This window comes from Pseudoalteromonas sp. SR41-1 (assembly GCF_014164015.1).
In the GTDB taxonomy this organism is placed as follows: Bacteria; Pseudomonadota; Gammaproteobacteria; order Enterobacterales; family Alteromonadaceae; genus Pseudoalteromonas; species Pseudoalteromonas distincta.
Window position 1 is genome coordinate 118,081 of the sequence record NZ_JACJEK010000011.1, and the last position, 18,109, is coordinate 136,189.

General features: G+C 39.9%; 18 protein-coding genes. 10 read left to right on the top strand and 8 right to left on the bottom strand.

Annotated features, from left to right (window positions below):
- Positions 1 to 60: 60 nt before the first annotated feature.
- The 8 genes from H5118_RS11530 (at position 61) to H5118_RS11565 (ending at position 9,419) form a co-directional block, all read left to right on the top strand.
- Positions 61 to 789, top strand: coding sequence for an SIMPL domain-containing protein (locus H5118_RS11530; protein WP_182748897.1), 729 nt, complete (start codon positions 61 to 63; stop codon positions 787 to 789).
- Positions 790 to 868: 79 nt separating this feature from the next.
- On the top strand, positions 869 to 1,531 hold the full coding sequence (locus H5118_RS11535; protein WP_182748898.1) for a peroxiredoxin-like family protein: 663 nt from the start codon (positions 869 to 871) through the stop codon (positions 1,529 to 1,531).
- A 178-nt stretch (positions 1,532 to 1,709) separates the two neighbouring features.
- Complete coding sequence (epd, locus tag H5118_RS11540) at positions 1,710 to 2,726, top strand: erythrose-4-phosphate dehydrogenase (protein ID WP_002961528.1); 1,017 nt, start codon at positions 1,710 to 1,712, stop codon at positions 2,724 to 2,726.
- A 64-nt stretch (positions 2,727 to 2,790) separates the two neighbouring features.
- The gene (locus H5118_RS11545; protein ID WP_002961525.1) at positions 2,791 to 3,966 is read left to right on the top strand and encodes a phosphoglycerate kinase; all 1,176 of its coding nucleotides are present in this window, start codon (positions 2,791 to 2,793) and stop codon (positions 3,964 to 3,966) included.
- A gap of 201 nt (positions 3,967 to 4,167) precedes the next feature.
- The gene (gene fba / locus H5118_RS11550; protein ID WP_002961523.1) at positions 4,168 to 5,232 is read left to right on the top strand and encodes a class II fructose-bisphosphate aldolase; all 1,065 of its coding nucleotides are present in this window, start codon (positions 4,168 to 4,170) and stop codon (positions 5,230 to 5,232) included.
- Between the two features lie 1,040 nt (positions 5,233 to 6,272).
- Positions 6,273 to 6,962 (top strand): phosphate regulon transcriptional regulator PhoB, encoded by a 690-nt coding sequence (gene phoB, locus H5118_RS11555; protein WP_006791869.1) that lies wholly within the window; start codon positions 6,273 to 6,275, stop codon positions 6,960 to 6,962.
- Positions 6,963 to 7,027: 65 nt separating this feature from the next.
- A complete protein-coding gene (gene phoR, locus H5118_RS11560; protein WP_182748900.1) occupies positions 7,028 to 8,335 on the top strand; it encodes a phosphate regulon sensor histidine kinase PhoR in 1,308 nt (435 codons plus the stop codon).
- A gap of 115 nt (positions 8,336 to 8,450) precedes the next feature.
- The gene (locus H5118_RS11565; RefSeq protein ID WP_002962686.1) at positions 8,451 to 9,419 is read left to right on the top strand and encodes a PstS family phosphate ABC transporter substrate-binding protein; all 969 of its coding nucleotides are present in this window, start codon (positions 8,451 to 8,453) and stop codon (positions 9,417 to 9,419) included.
- A 70-nt stretch (positions 9,420 to 9,489) separates the two neighbouring features.
- Here H5118_RS11565 and H5118_RS11570 read toward each other — a convergent pair whose 3' ends face one another.
- The 8 genes from H5118_RS11570 to sfsA all read right to left on the bottom strand — a co-directional run bounded on the left by H5118_RS11570 (position 9,490) and on the right by sfsA (position 15,919).
- Positions 9,490 to 9,726, bottom strand: coding sequence for a hypothetical protein (locus H5118_RS11570; protein WP_024597166.1), 237 nt, complete (start codon positions 9,724 to 9,726; stop codon positions 9,490 to 9,492).
- 33 nt (positions 9,727 to 9,759) lie between these two features.
- Entirely contained in the window at positions 9,760 to 10,608 is an 849-nt protein-coding gene (panC, locus tag H5118_RS11575) for a pantoate--beta-alanine ligase (RefSeq protein ID WP_024597167.1), read from the bottom strand.
- A complete protein-coding gene (gene panB, locus H5118_RS11580) occupies positions 10,608 to 11,402 on the bottom strand; it encodes a 3-methyl-2-oxobutanoate hydroxymethyltransferase (protein ID WP_002962679.1) in 795 nt (264 codons plus the stop codon). Before panB ends, panC begins: the two co-directional genes overlap by 1 nt.
- A 30-nt stretch (positions 11,403 to 11,432) precedes the next feature.
- Complete coding sequence (gene folK, locus H5118_RS11585) at positions 11,433 to 11,918, bottom strand: 2-amino-4-hydroxy-6-hydroxymethyldihydropteridine diphosphokinase (protein WP_002962677.1); 486 nt, start codon at positions 11,916 to 11,918, stop codon at positions 11,433 to 11,435.
- A gap of 4 nt (positions 11,919 to 11,922) precedes the next feature.
- Positions 11,923 to 13,404, bottom strand: a complete 1,482-nt coding sequence (gene pcnB / locus H5118_RS11590; RefSeq protein WP_002962675.1) for a polynucleotide adenylyltransferase PcnB — start codon at positions 13,402 to 13,404, stop codon at positions 11,923 to 11,925.
- Between the two features lie 78 nt (positions 13,405 to 13,482).
- Entirely contained in the window at positions 13,483 to 14,427 is a 945-nt protein-coding gene (gene gluQRS / locus H5118_RS11595; RefSeq protein WP_002962673.1) for a tRNA glutamyl-Q(34) synthetase GluQRS, read from the bottom strand.
- Between the two features lie 20 nt (positions 14,428 to 14,447).
- A complete protein-coding gene (gene dksA / locus H5118_RS11600) occupies positions 14,448 to 14,891 on the bottom strand; it encodes an RNA polymerase-binding protein DksA (protein WP_002962671.1) in 444 nt (147 codons plus the stop codon).
- Positions 14,892 to 15,199: 308 nt separating this feature from the next.
- The gene (sfsA, locus tag H5118_RS11605) at positions 15,200 to 15,919 is read right to left on the bottom strand and encodes a DNA/RNA nuclease SfsA (protein ID WP_182748902.1); all 720 of its coding nucleotides are present in this window, start codon (positions 15,917 to 15,919) and stop codon (positions 15,200 to 15,202) included.
- A gap of 123 nt (positions 15,920 to 16,042) precedes the next feature.
- Between sfsA and pepB the strand changes: the two genes are divergently transcribed.
- Positions 16,043 to 17,338 carry an aminopeptidase PepB gene (gene pepB / locus H5118_RS11610; protein ID WP_002962668.1) on the top strand — a complete coding sequence of 432 codons (1,296 nt, stop codon included), beginning with the start codon at positions 16,043 to 16,045 and terminating at the stop codon, positions 17,336 to 17,338.
- 183 nt (positions 17,339 to 17,521) lie between these two features.
- Positions 17,522 to 18,088 (top strand): phosphoribosyltransferase, encoded by a 567-nt coding sequence (locus H5118_RS11615; RefSeq protein WP_002962666.1) that lies wholly within the window; start codon positions 17,522 to 17,524, stop codon positions 18,086 to 18,088.
- Positions 18,089 to 18,109 lie beyond the last annotated feature (21 nt).

The window sequence follows — 18,109 nt, forward strand, 5'->3', positions numbered from 1 at the left end:
CTGTATAACTATAGCTACAGTTACGTAATCATTATCTAACTAATCACTTCAAGGACGATCATGAAACTCATCACTGCCATTTTCTTAACCTTATTCCCACTCATCACTTTTGCTAATTCAGGCTTACCTACAAGCCGTCAAATTTCGGTTCAAGGGACTGCAGAGGTGCTTGCCGTTCCTGATATAGCTAAAATACTATTTCAAATTATAAGTATTAAAAACGAACCTTTAGCAGCTAAGAACGATCTTGATAATAAAGTTAATTTACTAATTGACGGACTAAGTCAATTTGAAATAACTGCCGATGATGTAGTCGCCTCAAGTGTTAAAGTTGAAAAAACGGGTATGGATTACATTGAAACAGGGCATCAGGCTCCCGCTGAATACGCAGCTATAAGGATTTTTGAAGTAACACTAAAAAATATTGAAAGAGTGAATGATTTAAGTGATTTTTTATTGAATTTAAAAGTAAATGCGATTCAAAGTACTGAGTTTTTATCTTCAAAAGCTGAGCTGTTACAAGCACAAGCTACACAACAAGCACTTAATAACGCAAAAGAAAAAGCAAATATGCTTGCTAACTCCTTTGATACAAAAGTGGGTGAAGTACGCACTATTAGCTCAACTCAAAAAAGTGTTTACAGTGGTTTTGGTGCAGCGGTTAAAAAAATAGATAGAGTAAATCCAATAAGCGATTCCTTTCCTAAAGCTCGCAAAAATTATCTACAACAAACGGTAAGCTTTAAATCATCAATAAACGTGGTGTTTGATTTAGAAGTAAATGATTAAGTTAAAATTTTCATTTCAAATACATTTTCATAATGTAAGCTGGCTTTAAGTTTTTGATTAATTTGAAGGTAGCCATATTATGAGCGATGAAAGCAACACGTTAAAAGCACAAACTGAGGCAAAAGTAGCAGCAGGGCGCAAAGGTAATCCTGATTTTATGAAAGGTGTTGATGAAACGATTGCACAAGCAAAAGCGTTTCAACAAGGTGCTAATGCACTTGATTTAAACCAAATTGCACCAAGTTTTGAGTTACCAAATCAACATGGTCAATCGGTGCAGTTAACTGAGTTACTTGCTAAAGGGCCTGTGGTTGTTACTTTTTATCGTGGTAGTTGGTGTCCGTACTGTAATTTACAACTGAAAGCACTGCAGTCACGTTTACCTGAAATTCATGCTTTAGGTGCGCAGCTGGTGGCTATTAGCCCGCAAGTACCCGATGGCTCAATGAGCGAAAGCGATATAAGTAACATGGATTTTTTAGTGCTGAGTGATAAAAATGCCGATGTAGCAGCAAGCTACGGCGTAGCATGGCAAGTGCCCACATTTTTACTCGAGCATATGCGAGTAGACCGAGGCCTAGATTTAGAGTCGGTTAACAATGGCAATAGTAGTGTTTTACCGATCCCTGCCACCTTTGTTTTAGATAAACAAGGTAAAGTGACTTGGCGTTATGTTGATGTTGATTATCGTACTCGTTCTGAGCCAGAAGATATAATTAACGCCTTGAAAAATTTAGTATAAAAAACTTAATTTTAAAAGTCAGACCCCTTGAAGAGCTTGCAATGCCTAAGCTCTTCAACGTTAATTTAAAGTTTCTAATGCTTCCCTCTTATAATCAGATGCAAGGTCGATTACAATACAGACATCTAAAAGGCGTATTGCCTTTATCTGCACGCTAAAAGAGTGGATTTTATATTTCATGGCAATCAAACTTGCAATTAATGGTTTTGGTCGTATTGGTCGAAATATTGTCCGCGCGTTATACGAGTCTGGTTTGAGCGACGATATAAAAATTGTTGCGATTAACGAACTTGCTGATCCTGAAGCTATTGCTCATTTATTAAAATACGACACATCCCACGGTCGTTTTTCTTTTCCTGTAAAACTTGGTGAAGACACCATTAGTGTTGCAGGCGATACCATTGCACTTTTTTGTGAAGAAAACCCAATTGAATTACCTTGGCAAACGCTCGATGTAGACGTTGTACTTGAATGTACGGGTGTTTACCACTCGCGTGAACATGCGCAGTTACATATTACCGCAGGTGCTAAAAAGGTGTTGTTTTCGCATCCGGCCGATAACGATGTTGATGCTACGATTGTGTATGGCATTAACGACGATGAGCTTAAAAGCGAGCACACAATTGTTTCTAACGGATCGTGTACAACTAACTGTGTTGTGCCGGTTATTAAAGTATTAGATGATGCATTTGGTATTGAGTCGGGCGCTATTACAACGATTCATGCGTCGATGAACGATCAACAAGTGATTGATGGTTATCATCATGATTTACGCCGTACTCGCGCTGCAAGCCAATCAATTATTCCAGTTGATACAAAGCTCGCTCGTGGTATAGACCGTATTTTACCTAAATTTAAAGGCCGTTTTGAAGCCATCGCCGTACGTGTACCTACTATAAATGTCACGGCAATGGATTTAAGTGTAACGGTTAATACCGATGTAGATTTAAATGCAGTAAATAATGCACTTAAAGCACAAGCAAAAGACCGCTTAGAAGGTATTTTAAGTTATACCGAAGAGCCGCTTGTATCGGTTGATTTTAATCACGACCCACATTCTTGTATTATTGATGGCACACAAACACGTGTTAGTCACAAACGACTGATAAAGTTATTAGTATGGTGTGATAACGAATGGGGTTTTGCTAATCGTATGCTCGACACAGCGCGTGCTATGATGGCAGTGAATAAGTAATTTATTAATATAATAATTTTAAACGTATTTTTCAGGTTCAGTATCGTTAACTAAGGAGATGTTCATGTCGGTCATAAAAATGGCAGATTTAGATTTAAACGGCAAACGCGTATTAATTCGTGAAGATTTAAATGTACCAGTTAAAGCAGGTAAAGTGACGTCAGATGCGCGTATTCGTGCAGCACTACCTACTATTAAACTAGCCCTTGAGAAAGGCGCTAAAGTAATGGTTATGTCACACCTTGGCCGTCCTACGGAAGGGGAATACGATGAAGCGTTTTCGCTTGCACCTGTAGCTGATTACTTAAACGATGCCCTAGAGCAAACTGTACGTTTAGAAAAAGATTACCTAAACGGTGTTGATATTGCTGATAACGAAGTGGTTGTTTTTGAAAATGTGCGCTTTAACAAAGGCGAGAAGAAAAACGACGAAGCGCTATCTAAGCAACTAGCAGCACTGTGTGATGTATATGTAATGGATGCATTTGGTACGGCTCACCGTGCACAAGCGTCTACCCATGGCGTTGGTTTATTTGCTGATGTGGCATGTGCAGGTCCATTGTTATCGGCTGAGCTTGAAGCGTTAGGAAAAGCACTTGATAATCCAGCGCGTCCATTAGTAGCGATTGTTGGTGGTTCTAAAGTATCTACTAAGCTTACCGTTTTAGATTCACTTTCTAAAATTGTTGACCAATTAGTTACCGGCGGCGGTATTGCAAATACCTTTATTGCTGCATCAGGTAGCCCAGTTGGTAAATCGCTTTACGAACCTGATTTAATGGATGAAGCGAACCGTTTATGTGCAGCAGCGATTGCTAATAATGGTGAAATTCCGGTACCGACTGACGTAGTGGTTGGTAATGAGTTTTCTGAATCTGCTGTAGCTACACTTAAAGATGTAAGCGAAGTAACAAGCAATGATATGATTTTTGATATTGGCCCTGATACAGCGAGCAAGCTTGCAAAAATTATTGCAAATGCAGGCACTGTTGTATGGAATGGTCCAGTTGGCGTGTTCGAGTTTGACCAGTTTGGTAATGGTACTCGTGCTATTGCACAAGCAATTGCTAACTCAAATGCGTTTTCAATTGCGGGTGGTGGTGATACCTTAGCCGCAATCGATAAATACGGCATTGCCGATAAAGTATCTTATATTTCTACTGGTGGTGGTGCGTTCTTAGAGTTTTTAGAAGGCAAAAAACTTCCAGCAGTTGAAATGCTAGAGTCGCGCGCTAAGTAATTTTAGTGGCGTAAGGTGAGGGGGTAATAGCCCTCACCGACAATTAATTACTAAATACCTCTCACCCTAATTTAGTCGTTAATTTAGACGGAATATTACTGCAAAGCAGTGGTTTTTCGTGGCGTTGTTATAACGCCAAACTAACACATCCGTTCAAACTAGATGGTAGGGAACTACTGTCGATAAATTGGAGAATACCCAATGGCTTTAATCAGTATGCGACAACTTTTAGATCATGCAGCAGAGCATGGTTACGGCGTACCTGCTTTTAACGTTAACAATCAAGAGCAAATGCGCGCAATAATGGAAGCGGCTGACAAAACAAACAGCCCAGTAATCGTTCAGGGATCAGCTGGTGCACGTGCTTATGCTGGTGCTCCATTTATTCGTCATATGATTTTAGCAGCCGTTGAAGAATGGCCACATATCCCCGTTGTTATGCACCAAGATCACGGCACATCGCCAGGTGTATGTCAGCGTTCAATTCAGCTTGGTTTTTCATCAGTAATGATGGATGGCTCGTTAATGAGCGACGGTAAAACCCCTTCAAGCTACGAATACAATGTAGAAGTAACGCGCGAAACTGTTGCTATGGCGCATGCCTGTGGTGTATCGGTTGAAGGCGAGCTAGGTGTACTTGGTTCACTTGAAACAGGTGAAGCTGGCGAAGAAGATGGCGTTGGCGCAGAAGGGTTATTAACAACTGATCAAATGCTAACAGACCCTGAAGAAGCGGCTGATTTTGTAAATAAAACACACGTTGATGCACTTGCAATTGCTTGCGGTACTTCACACGGTGCTTATAAATTTACTCGCCCACCAACAGATGACATTTTAGCGATTGATCGCATTAAAGCGATTCATGCCCGTATTCCTAACACGCACTTAGTGATGCATGGCTCATCTTCAGTTCCTCAAGAATGGTTAGAAATTATTAATCAGTACGGTGGCGAAATTCCAGAAACTTATGGTGTACCAGTTGAGCAGATTGTTGAAGGCATTAAGTTTGGTGTTCGCAAGGTAAATATTGATACCGATTTACGTTTAGCATCTACCGGTGCAATTCGCCGTCATATGGCGCTTAACCCATCTAACTTTGATCCACGTAAATACCTAGCTGAAGCGACTAAAGCAATGACAGAGATTTGCGTTGCACGCTATAACTCGTTTGGTACTTCTGGTCAGGCTAGTAAAATTAAGCCAATTTCACTTGATGAAATGCACCTTAAATACTTAAGCGGCGAACTAGACCCTAAAATTAGATAATAGATCAATTTATAATTGATCATTATTAGGGCCTGTTTATCTTTCGAGGTTGAATTTGCAGCAGTATGTTTGGTATTTAGGCAAAGCAGAGCCTATGCAGTGTGGTTATTCCCCATAAATAGGCGATAACGTGGAATAAATGCCAAACATGCGCTGCCCGAAGGGCTCTGCCTAGGGGCAATTTACTCTTTGTTGCCTACATGGATGTAGGTAAGGGGCGTGAGCAGGACGCGGAAGCTTTGCTCGGTTTTTACTTAGCCCGCTAGGTTACAAACCTCACGCCGCGATTAAATCGCCCCTAGATTGAACAAATTTTAATCATGAAAGGTCAACAGGCCCTAAGCCAGTAAATTTGTTGCTGGCTTTTTTAATGTCAGCCCTTTTTATATTACAGATTACGGTTTTTTGATCAGATCACTGCATTACCAACGCGGAATTTTGGGATCACGCATTTACTAACACAGCCTTTTTCGGATCATTACTTTACTAAGCCAAATACACTTTAATGCTATATATGGGTTCTGAGATAATTTGATCGTTATTTATTTGTACAAACAATCAACAACTTATGGCTTTGACTAGGTACAACTCTGATCTGAGGGTTGATCGGCTTGGTAAAAATCTGATCCTTTATTTGGAGCTTAGTAAAATTTAGATCTATTTTTGAGCGTATTGTTTGTTACACAGGCGGGTTTGTTGATTTTAAAAGGGCTTTAAAGCTACTTTTAAACGATCGATCTGTAAAAATGTCTTGGTTAGTAAAACAATGATCCCAGCTAGTTTAATATTGTTTAGTGGTTTAAATAGCGATACAAAAAAGATAATTTTAAAAAGTTAGCTATTACATAAATTTATCGTAAATCTCTTTTTATTACGTTAAATATTAAAAAGGTTTTAAAAATATGACGTTAATGAGGTTTTTTGTCACTAATTTGTGTTTTTTTTACCACCATTTTAATTTACACGTTACACTTTCATAAAAATGTCATACTTAGTCATAATAATGAAAACTAATTCGATAGCGTAAGAGATAAATTGGAATGTCACGTAAAGTACTAGTCGTAGATGACGAAGCTCCTATCAGGGAGATGTTGGTTTTTGTTTTAGAGCAAAATGGATTTCAAGCAATTGAAGCAGAAGATTACGACTCTGCTATTGCAGCTATGGTTGAACCTTACCCAGATATGGTTTTACTTGATTGGATGTTACCAGGTGGAAGCGGTATTCAAATTGCTAAAAAGTTTAAGCAAAACGAACACACCCGCCAAATCCCAATTATTATGCTTACAGCTCGCGGCGAAGAAGAAGACAAAGTACGCGGCCTTGAAGTAGGTGCAGATGATTACGTCACCAAGCCGTTTTCTCCTAAAGAGCTTATGGCACGTATTAAAGCGGTTATTCGCCGTGTATCGCCAACCTCATTAGAAGAAGCTATTGAAGTACATGGCCTGCGTTTAGACCCTATTTCTCATCGTGTTACCTCAGAAGGTAACGAGCTTGATATGGGGCCAACCGAATTTAGATTACTGCACTTTTTTATGACTCACCCAGAGCGTGTTTATAGCCGTGAACAACTGCTTGATCATGTGTGGGGAACTAACGTTTACGTAGAAGATCGCACTGTTGATGTTCACATTCGTCGCCTGCGAAAAGCAATTGGCCCACTTGGACATGACCGTTTGGTGCAAACAGTACGTGGCGCTGGGTATCGTTTTTCAAGTAAGCTGTGATCAGCTTAAAGCTTAGCTAATGTGTAAAATACGCATGTATTACTACTCTAAGGTAAAGTGAGTGTATGTATCGAGTTGTTAATAAGCAGGCGTTAGTAAAGCGCCTGTTTATCTATTTTTTACCCTTACTATTAATTGGTGTGCTGGTTGGCGCGCCATTTTTGCTTTTATTTTTAGGATCTTTTTCCCTCCTTATTTGGCACTACCATCAACTTTATCGTTTGAGCGATTGGCTACTTAATCAACGCAGCTTTAATCCACCAGAGGGTGAGGGTGCATGGGAGCAAGTGTTTGAAGGTATTTACCATCTCCAGCACCGTAATCGTAAAAAACGTAATGAGCTTGCAGATTTAATTCGTCGCTTTCGCGATGGGGCTGAAGCGGTACCTGATGCGGTTGTGGTATTACAAAATGATTTAAGTATTGTGTGGTGTAATCAACTAGCCCTTAAAGTGCTTGGTTTGCAGTGGCCTACCGATCATGGTCAGCGCCTTGATAATTTAATTCGCGAACCTAAGTTTGCTAAATACATGCACAAAGGCGAATTTGACGACGCGCTTGAGCTGGATAACGGTCACACTATTGAGCAGGTGCTTGAGTTTAGGGTAATGCCATATGCAAGTACTCAACTTATGGTTGTGGTACGTGATGTAACGCGCTTAAAACAGCTTGAACAGATGCGTAAAGACTTTGTAGCCAATGTGTCGCATGAACTACGTACACCGCTTACAGTGGTTACAGGGTATCTTGAGATGATGGATGGCGACATGATGCCGCCGCCAGCAATGTGGAACAAAGCGCAAAATACTATGCTTGAACAATGCAAGCGCATGGATAGCTTAGTCAGCCAATTACTATCGCTTTCGCGTATTGAAGGTGCTCGTCGCCAAGACAACGATAAAGCTATAAATGTGCCGCAACTACTTGGTTATATTCACACTGAAGCAAACTCGATTAATCAAGACAAAGGCCACGAACTTATTTTTGATATTGATAAAACCCTTGATATTAAAGGCTCTGAGGATGAACTGCGTAGTGCGTTTTCTAATTTAGTATTCAACGCGATTCATTACACAAAACCAGGCGGTAAAGTAGAAGTATGCTGGCAGCGCAAAAACAATAAAGCGTGTTTTAGTGTTACCGATAATGGTGATGGTATTGCGCCTGAGCATATTAACCGATTAACTGAGCGTTTTTATCGTGTAGATAAAGCTCGCAGTAGAACAACAGGTGGCTCAGGCTTAGGGCTCGCTATAACAAAACATGTGTTAACTCGCCATGATAGTAAATTAAATATTCGTAGTGAAGTTAATAAAGGATCGTGTTTTTCTTTTGAATTTTCAATAGATAAGATAGTTTCGCTGACTAAATAATTAAGCTAATAGGTCAAGTCATAAAAGTGTCATTTAAGAGTAATGTAACTGTCATGTACTCACTTTAGAGTGGGCAGCAGTTAGAAAATGGAACGAACAAACCGGAGAACTCTACATGAAATTTAAAAACTTAGTTGCCGCAATGGGTGTGGCTGTTACAACTTTCGTATCTGCACAAGCAGTTGCTCTAGACCAAAATATTCCTGAGTATCAAAAAATTAGTGGTGTTTCAGGCAACTTTTCATCAGTAGGTTCTGACACTTTAGCCAACATGATGACGTTTTGGGCTGAAGAGTACAAACGTATTTACCCAAATGTAAATATTCAGATTCAAGCAGCAGGTTCTTCTACTGCTCCACCGGCACTTACCGAAGGTACAGCTAACCTAGGTCCAATGAGCCGTAAAATGAAATCTAAAGAAATCGAAGCGTTCGAAAAACGTTACGGTTACAAGCCAACAGAAGTTCGCGTAGCTATTGATGCACTTGCTGTATTTGTACATAAAGACAACCCAATTGAAGGTCTTCGTATTGACCAAGTAGATGCTATCTTTTCATCTACTCGAAAATGTGGCGCACCAGAGCAAGTTAACCGTTGGAGCGATGTTGGTCTAACAGGTGATTGGGCAGCTAAAGATGTGCAACTTTACGGACGCAACTCAGTATCAGGTACGTATGGTTACTTTAAAAAGAAAGCACTTTGTAAAGGTGATTTCCGTAATAACGTAAATGAGCAACCGGGTTCTGCATCAGTAGTACAGTCAATTTCATCTTCATTAAATGCAATTGGTTACTCAGGTATTGGTTATAAAACATCGGGCGTACGTACAGTACCGCTAGCTAAAAAAGGCGATAACTTTGTTGATGCAACACTTGATAACGTTGCACAAGGCAAATATCCATTATCTCGCTTTTTATACCTTTATGTGAATAAGCACCCAAACAAGCCGTTGTCTCCAATGGAAGCGCAATTCTTAAAAATGGTACTTTCAAAAGATGGTCAGCAAATTGTAGAAAAAGATGGTTATGTACCACTTTCTGCAAAGCTAGTAGAAACAGAACTTAAGAAGCTTGGTTTAAATTAATAAACTATAAGCAATAAAAAACCGCTCATTGAGCGGTTTTTTTGTGCCTAAAACTAAAAACTTTAAGGAATTAAATATTACCTAATTTTTCGGCTTGTGCTTTACATTGATTATAGCTCTCAACACATTTGCCAGAGCATACTTGTTGCTTTAAGCCCTCAGCAGTTGTTTGCTGTTCACAACTACTTTCACACTGGTAGTTTTGTTGAGCACACTGATTCATTTCAGGGTTTTCAACTTGGTTTTGACAACCTGCCAATAGTGCAAAAGTAAGGGCGACTACGCTTGTTTTTATTAAAGTGTGCATGCTTCTTATCCTTAAAATGGAGTCGCAATAATATTAAATTTCGACTTGGATATTGTCGATCAATCTAACACCACCAAAATAGGCTGCGGCTAAAATAACAAATTGAGTATCTTCGATTGTAGCAGTTTTTAATGTATCTCGTTGAGCAATCTCAAAATAGTCTGGTTTTAGGCCTGCTTTCTCTAAACTTTGTTTAGCTAAGCTTTCAAGTTTTACAAAGTCTTTCTCGCCACTTTTAAGTTGCTCAGCGCACGTATTAAGGGCTTTAAATAATACGGTTGCAGTCGCTTTTTGATCATCAGATAAGTAACCATTACGTGAGCTCATAGCAAGGCCAGAAACTTCTCGCATTGTAGGTACACCAATGACTTCAACCGGAATTGATAAGTCGCGTGCCATAGTTTTGATTACTTGTAGTTGCTGAAAATCTTTTTCACCAAAGCAGGCGTAATCTGGTTGCACTAAGTTAAATAATTTAGTTACGATTGTTGCAACACCTCTAAAGTGACCTGGACGTGAGCCACCGCAATAGCCTAATGAAATGTCAGGTACATCTACAAAGCTTTGTGCACCCAGTCCGTTAGGGTAGATTGTTTCTACACTTGGGGTAAATACAATATCAGTGCCTAGTTCAGCAAGGCCTTGTTTGTCTTCGTTTAGCGTACGAGGATAGTTATCTAAATCTTCGTTAGCACCAAATTGCATTGGGTTTACAAAAATACTTACAACGACTTTGTCGGCCAAGTTTTTTGCTTTTTCTACTAGCGAAAAATGCCCACGGTGCAAGTTGCCCATTGTTGGCACAAGCGCCACGCTAAGACCTGCTTGGCGCCATGCTTTAATTTGACTACGTAACGATCTGATTTCAGTTATTGATTGCATTATTTAAACTCATGTTCAGCGCTTGGAAATGCGCCACTTTTAACATCTGTACAATACTTTTGAACGGCTGCAGGCATATTGCCTGTTTCGAGCAAAAAGTTTTTAGAAAATTTAGGAATGTAACCTGCCGAAATACCAACTAGGTCATGCATTACCAGTATTTGGCCGTCAGTTAAGCTGCCTGCACCAATACCAATAGTTGGGATACTTAAAGCGTCTGTAATGCGTTTTGCCAGGGCACTTGGAATACACTCAAGTACTAATAATTGCGCGCCAGCGGCTTCAAGTGCTTTCGCATCATCAATCATTTTTTGTGCTTTATCTTCTTCGCGACCTTGTATTTTAAAGCCACCAAATACATGAACTGACTGTGGTGTAAGGCCTAAATGCCCGCAAACTGGGATACCTTGTTGAGTGAGTGCTTTAATGCTCTCGTAAAGCCACTCTCCGCCTTCAAGTTTAATCATGTTTGCGCCAGCGCGCATAAGCTCAGCTGCATTTTTACAGGTATCACTAACGCTTGAGTAGGTCATAAAAGGTAAGTCAGCAATTACAAATAATTCGCGGCTACCAGCGCGTACACAGCGGGTATGATATGCAATATCTTGATTTGTTACGCCAAGGGTGTCATCGCCGCCTTGTAGTACCATGCCCAATGAGTCGCCCACTAAAATAACTTCAACGCCGTTATCATGAAATAACTTTGCAAAACTAGCGTCGTAGGCTGTTAATGCAGTAATTTTGTTATTTTCTGCTTTCATTTTATTTAAAGTAGAAACGGTTATTTTAGACATAATATCCTCGCAGGCAAAAGCCTAGGTTAATTACAGAGGTAATTGTTGTAAGTCGTTGAGCGGTAAGTTATTTGCAATGGTTTTTAATGCAATGCCGCTAGGTAAAATAAGTTCAGGTGCAAGCTCTAATAGTGGGTAAACCACAAACTCGCGATCACTCAAACCATAATGAGGCACGGTTAAGCGCGCCGTATTTATAATTTGATCATCAAATAATAGGGTATCGATATCAAGTGTGCGTGGACCCCAACGCTCAGCTTTTCTTACTCGACCATGCTCAAGCTCAATACTTTGTGTTAAATCAAGTAATTGCTCTGGATCAAGGGTCGTTTTAATACAGGCTACGGCATTGATATAGTCTGGTTGATCTTGTGGGCCCATAGGCTTACTTGCATAGTAATGCGATACGTTTACAAATTCACAATTAGGCAGCTTTTTAAGCGCAATTATCGCGTTATCAAGCTGCTCTTTTGGTGAGTTTAGGTTGGCACCTAAACCCAAATAAACACAATGCATGTTATTACTCAGTTGGCTTTTTAGTAGGGCGACGGCGCTTTCGCGGCTTAGGACCACCTTGATGGCCTAAGCTTTTAACCATCTCTTTTTGGCCGTTTATATCTTTACTTAAGTATTGTGTCCACCACTGAGCAAGCTCTGTATGCTGAGTTTCGCCTGCATCTACGCGTAATAATAAAAAGTCGTAAGCGGCTTTAAAGCGAGGCTGTTGCGTTAGCCTGTATGCACGTTGGCCAGCACGTTTATCTAAGCGGTGCTGAATATGCCAAATATCGCGAGCACCTAAAGTAAAGCGCTTAGGAACAGCTATATGCTGTGAATTATCGCTTAGTACTTTATTCATTGCTTGTGCGAAAGCATCGTATTCAGATAGTTGCTCTTGGCTTTGAATTTTTTTAGTGCGCTCAAGCAGTGGGAACCAAAGTAGGGCAGCAAAAATAAACGCCGGTGTTACTTTTTTATCGGCATTAATACGCTTGTCGGTATTTTGAAACATTTGCTGAATAAGCGTGTGCTCTAAGCCACTTGGGTTTTTATCTAAAATTTTATCAAGTTCAGGAAAAAGTGAGCGGAATAAGCCGTATTTACGCAGCATTAAAAAGTTAGCTTCGGCCTTGCCGTTTAAAAACAGTTTAAGAATTTCTTCAAATAAACGTGCTGGCGGAATGTTATCAAGCAAGCTTGCAAGCTCGCTAATTGGCTTTTCACTTTTAGGCGCAATGCTCATATCAAGCTTAGTGGCAAAACGTACTGCACGTAACATACGAACAGGGTCTTCGCGGTAACGCGTTTCAGGGTCGCCAATAAGCTCGATTTGTTTAGCTTTAATTGCCGCTAAGCCGTTGGCGTAATCGTGAATACTAAAATCTTTAATTGAGTAATAAAGTGCGTTGATTGAAAAGTCGCGGCGCTCTGCATCTTCTTCAATACTGCCAAATACGTTATCACGTAGTAGTTGGCCCTCATTGCTTGATTGGCTTATTTGATTTTTGTCTTCTTGCGCTTCGTGGTGGCCACGCATTGTTGCCACTTCGATAATTTCACGGCCAAATACAATGTGTGCTAGACGAAAGCGACGACCTATCAGGCGACAGTTTCTAAATAGTTTTTTTACCTGATCTGGAGTTGCATTAGTAACTACGTCAAAATCTTTTGGCTGTTGGCCTAACAATATATCGCGAATACAACCACCAACAAGGTAGGCATCGTAGCCACCGTCTTTTAAGCGGTATAATACTTTGATTGCATTTGGGCTAAATTGTTTGCGAGAAATACCATGCTCACCACGAGTGACAACAATAGGTTCACTGCTTACAGAAGCGCTTTCGGCACTGGTATTCGGGCCGATTATTTGTCGGCAAAATTGAAAAAGCTTGGAAATAATAGTCTGTCTCCTAGAAGGTGTGATTGACTCTGCATCGCAATCAAAAGTTACAGCAAATAGGGCGGTTATAACCCAGTACAAGCTGTTTGACGTAATTAGCATATATTTAGGCGGCTATCATATACCAGCAGGGTTTAAAAATTAAGTTGATGTGTTGAAATTAAGCCGTTTTTAGCTATTTTATTTACTTAAATGTGTAAATTGGACTTTCTGGCTATGTGGATGTTGAGAAATTTGTATTTCGGATACTTGGGGGACCTGTTTTAAGCTAAAGTTTTTAATTCCCCAATCGATTAATTGTTCTATATTTAAGTCGCTTAAATCAGCTATAACAGGTAGCCCTAAAAATTCAAAAGCGCTAATTAAAGCAGGCTTTGGATTTTGCTTACAAATGGCGGGGGCATAATTTTGTTTAGATAGTTTAAAACCGGGTTTGGCAACCGCTAAAGGTAAATGAGCAAATTCAGGTACAGGGCTGTCGAGTTGTTTAAACAAACTAATTTGCCGAGCTGTTGGTTCAATTAAATCTGCGCCTCTTACAATTCGATTTATCCTTTGATCGATATCATCGACGACCACAACAAGTTGATATGCAAATAAACCGTCACTGCGTTTAATTAAGTAATCTTCGTGGGATAATGCACTATTTACCGATATATCACCTTGAATTAAATCACTAAATTGGGTCGTTGGATGTTGCTGAACTAAACGAAGTGCGCCGGATTGAGTATGATGATTAAGTGCTTTGCAATGCCCCTGATAAATACCGCCAATGGCTTTTATTTGCTTTCGAGTACAGGTGCAACCATAAACAAGGTTTTGCTCTAAAAGAGAGTGGGTAATATCTTGATATAAAGACAGGCGCTGTGTTTGGTATACAACAGGTTCATCCCAATAAAGGGCGTAGGCTTGTAAGGTATTTAGAATATCGGAGTCGGCGTTTTTAACCACGCGCGTAGTGTCAATGTCTTCTATACGAACTAACCATTTTCCTTGATTAGCTTTTGCATCTAGGTAGCTACCCACAGCCGCTACAAGTGAGCCAAAATGTAATGGCCCAGAAGGAGACGGCGCAAAACGACCGCGATATTTACGCATAGGCGCAGTAACGGCTGTAGGAGACATAACTAACTAATAAGTTTTAATTAGCCGCGTCCAGATTGCTTTTCTTTGATTTCTGCAAGTGTTTTACAGTCTACGCATAAATCGGCAGTAGGACGTGCTTCTAAGCGACGTATGCCAATTTCGATGCCACAAGACTCACAAAAGCCAAAATCATCTTCTTTAATCAAATTAATTGTTTTTTCAATTTTTTTGATTAATTTACGTTCGCGGTCACGAGTACGAAGTTCTAAAGAGAATTCTTCTTCTTGTGCAGCGCGGTCAACTGGGTCAGGAAAGTTAGCAGCTTCGTCTTGCATGTGCGATTTAGTACGATCAACTTCGTTACGTAAATCGTTACGCCAAGTCTCTAAAATTGCTCTAAAATGAGCACGTTGTGCATCATTCATGTACTCTTCGCCTGGTTTTTCTTGGTATGGTTCTAAACCGGCTTGAGCCAATAAACCATGTTTCTTTTGGTCTGGCATAACTCTCTCCTAAATCCTTAATTTAATGCCTCAGCATTAGCCGGCGGTATAAATAACAGAATCTTATACCCTAGGCAAATTTATTTTTAATTAATCGAATTAGCTTCAACCATGCTTACTGAGTAAAAAAGTGTATTAATAGTTTATTTACACTTTTAATTAATTCACATATTCGCTTTCTAAAACTTGCCTTGTTATATGGGCAAAAGCTTCAAAAGCAAGTTAATTTTTATAATTCACTTTTTACCACTTTCTATAATTAGAGTGCTTTGTAAATTACGCTTAGTTCAATCTCTTGGTTTATTACACTATTCTATAAATGCTATTCTTTTATGAAGTAAGACTCCATTAGCTGAAATTTTGGCTTTGTATGCTAATACTTCAACACCGGCTATTATTGCTTGGTTTAATAACGTGGCGTATTTTTTATCAATATGCGCAGCTGCACTTACGGTATTTATTCCTTCATGCAAAACAGCGAACAGTAATACTGCTCGGTGGCCTTGTTCGATCATTTCTATTAGTTCGCGAATATGCTTTTGTCCACGCACTGTTTGCGCATCAGGAAAGTAGCCTTGCCCGCTTTGTGGTGTATCTTCGCTTAATAATGTGACTGATTTAACTTCTACATAACAATTGGGCTTATTTTCGTCTGTGAGTAAAAAGTCGATACGACTGTTTTCGCTGCCGTACTTAACTTCGCTTTGCAATTGACTGTAGTCGAGTAGTTCGCTTATCACATTATTGTTTATTGCTTCTTCTACTACTTTATTAGCCACCGCTGTATTTACACAAATAAGCTGCGATAAGTTATTTTGCGTAAGCTCTAATGAATGCGGGTATTTTCGTTTTGCGTTATCGCTCTTTGAATAAAAAGCAGTAAAGCCTGGCTCAGCGCATCCCGTCATTTTACCTGTATTTGCACAGTGGGCGGTAAATTCGCTGCCATCACTTAATTGTAAATCAGCTAAAAAGCGTTTGTAGCGCTTTAATAATATGGCTGGTTGCAGCGCTGGCGTGTACTTCATAATAACTTCCAAAGCGTAAACACTGCTCAGCAGTGTGATTTATGTTATTTATCTCAAGCTGTTGGGAACTTAAGCGCTCTATAGTAAACTCGGTGGCACATTTAAGTGCAAGGGAATTCTAACATGAGTGAAAAATTTGTTGTTCAACTAAGCGAACAAGCAGCAGCGAGTCATTGGGGCGATAATGCGTCATTGTCTTTTAACGAGCGCGGTGCAACTGTTCATTTATCTGAGCAAGACACATTAAAAAATGTTCAAAAAGCAGGCCGTACTATTGCAAGCCAAGGCGTTAAAAATGTTGAATTAGCAGGTGATACTTGGTGTACAGAAAGCCAGTGGGCTTTTTACCAAGGCTTTGTAACACCAAAATCGTTAAACGGTGTTGAGTTTGTTGATAACGCACAATCAGATATTAAAGAACTTGCTCACTTAAAAACGTCAGCAATTTGGGCACGTGAAATGGTTAACGGTACTGCCGATGACATTTACCCAGAAAGCCTAGCTGAAAAAGCAGCTGAGTTTATTCAATCATTAGCGCCTGAACATGTAAGTTACCAAATTATTAAAGGTGATGCGTTACTAGAACAACAGTGGATTGGTATTCATGCAGTTGGTCGCGGTAGTGTTCGCCCACCAGTATTGCTTGAGCTTGATTACAACCCAACAGGCGACGAAAATGCACCAGTAAGTGCTGCGCTTGTAGGTAAAGGTATTACGTTTGACTCAGGTGGTTACTCAATTAAATCAAGCGAAGGTATGCTTGGTATGAAGTGCGACATGGGCGGCGCTGCAACAGTAACAGCAGGTTTAGCATTGGCTATTAACCGTGGTATTGAAAAACGTATTAAGCTGTTTTTATGTTGTGCTGAGAACTTAATTTCGGGTCATGCATACAAATTAGGTGACATTCTTACTTACAAAAATGGCACAACAGTTGAAATTGTAAACACGGATGCTGAAGGTCGCTTAGTACTTGCTGATGGCTTAATGGCAGCAGGAGAGACTGGCGCTCCACTTATCATTGATGCAGCAACACTAACTGGAGCAGCGCTTGTTGCTGTTGGCCAAGAGTACAATGCATTATTTGCACTTGATAAAGAACTTGCACGTGAAGTTGAAAGTTTTGCATCTCAAGAAATGGAAGCTGCTTGGCCACTTCCTCTTGAAAAATGGCATCAACAAAACTGCCCATCTCCTTATGCTGATACGGCAAATAGCCGTGCACAAAAGGGTGGCGGTTACGGCGGTGCATCGAATGCTGCAGGCTTTTTATCACGCTTTGTGCCAAACGATGGCAAAGGCTGGGTGCACATAGATTTAGCTGCTGCTTTTAACATGGGCAGTACAAGCCAATGGGCAGCGGGCGCAACAACTCAAGGTATGCGTACGGTTGCTCGTACCCTACAAGAAAAAGCATAATATTTACTAAATTATGCTTTTTACACTAAAAATAGGCACCTTTGGGTGCCTATTTTTTAATTTACAGGCAAGCAATTTTATTTCATTTGCGGTAAAATCCGTCGCCAATACCTGTTTGAGTTTAATTTTTGCTTAACTCTAAGCTGCGCTCAAATCTTATATCCACCACTGGGGTTTCTAATTATGTCAGATAAGTGCTACATCACAGCTCAACAGCTGCTTGAAGATTCGTTCCGCGTAGCGGCACAAGTATACCAAGATGGCTTTCGTCCTGATTTTATTATTGGTATTTGGCGAGGTGGTGCACCGATCGGTATTGCTGTTCAAGAATATTACGATTATAAAGGCATTGAGACTGACCACATTGCAGTACGTACATCGTCTTATTACGGTATTGGTAAACAATCTAAAGAAATTAAAGTCCACGGTTTGCATTACATTGTTGAGAACGCAAATGCAGGCGACTCATTATTAATTGTTGATGATGTATTTGACTCTGGTCGTAGTATTGTTGCATTAAAAGAAAAGCTTTCAGAGCTTATGCGCTTAAACTTGCCACGTGATATTCGTATTGCATGTCCGTACTACAAGCCAAAAAACTCAAAAGTAGACACTGTTCCAGATTATTATATTCATGAGTCTGAAGAGTGGTTAGTGTTCCCGCATGAACTATCGGGTTTAACACCGGATGAAATTATTGCAGGTAAATCTGATCTTGTGAAAATTCATGACATTTTGCTAGAGAAGTAATCAGTAATTTGTATAAATAAA

Coding starts and splice junctions, on each gene's coding strand:
- H5118_RS11570 (WP_024597166.1), bottom strand. CDS start 9,726: ATGCACACTTTAATAAAAACAAGCGTAGTCGCCCTTACTTTTGCACTA.
- pepB (WP_002962668.1), top strand. CDS start 16,043: ATGAGTGAAAAATTTGTTGTTCAACTAAGCGAACAAGCAGCAGCGAGT.
- sfsA (WP_182748902.1), bottom strand. CDS start 15,919: ATGAAGTACACGCCAGCGCTGCAACCAGCCATATTATTAAAGCGCTAC.
- H5118_RS11530 (WP_182748897.1), top strand. CDS start 61: ATGAAACTCATCACTGCCATTTTCTTAACCTTATTCCCACTCATCACT.
- fba (WP_002961523.1), top strand. CDS start 4,168: ATGGCTTTAATCAGTATGCGACAACTTTTAGATCATGCAGCAGAGCAT.
- gluQRS (WP_002962673.1), bottom strand. CDS start 14,427: ATGTCTCCTACAGCCGTTACTGCGCCTATGCGTAAATATCGCGGTCGT.
- H5118_RS11535 (WP_182748898.1), top strand. CDS start 869: ATGAGCGATGAAAGCAACACGTTAAAAGCACAAACTGAGGCAAAAGTA.
- folK (WP_002962677.1), bottom strand. CDS start 11,918: ATGCATTGTGTTTATTTGGGTTTAGGTGCCAACCTAAACTCACCAAAA.
- pcnB (WP_002962675.1), bottom strand. CDS start 13,404: ATGCTAATTACGTCAAACAGCTTGTACTGGGTTATAACCGCCCTATTT.
- epd (WP_002961528.1), top strand. CDS start 1,710: ATGGCAATCAAACTTGCAATTAATGGTTTTGGTCGTATTGGTCGAAAT.
- phoB (WP_006791869.1), top strand. CDS start 6,273: ATGTCACGTAAAGTACTAGTCGTAGATGACGAAGCTCCTATCAGGGAG.
- panC (WP_024597167.1), bottom strand. CDS start 10,608: ATGCAATCAATAACTGAAATCAGATCGTTACGTAGTCAAATTAAAGCA.
- dksA (WP_002962671.1), bottom strand. CDS start 14,891: ATGCCAGACCAAAAGAAACATGGTTTATTGGCTCAAGCCGGTTTAGAA.
- H5118_RS11565 (WP_002962686.1), top strand. CDS start 8,451: ATGAAATTTAAAAACTTAGTTGCCGCAATGGGTGTGGCTGTTACAACT.
- phoR (WP_182748900.1), top strand. CDS start 7,028: ATGTATCGAGTTGTTAATAAGCAGGCGTTAGTAAAGCGCCTGTTTATC.
- H5118_RS11615 (WP_002962666.1), top strand. CDS start 17,522: ATGTCAGATAAGTGCTACATCACAGCTCAACAGCTGCTTGAAGATTCG.
- H5118_RS11545 (WP_002961525.1), top strand. CDS start 2,791: ATGTCGGTCATAAAAATGGCAGATTTAGATTTAAACGGCAAACGCGTA.
- panB (WP_002962679.1), bottom strand. CDS start 11,402: ATGTCTAAAATAACCGTTTCTACTTTAAATAAAATGAAAGCAGAAAAT.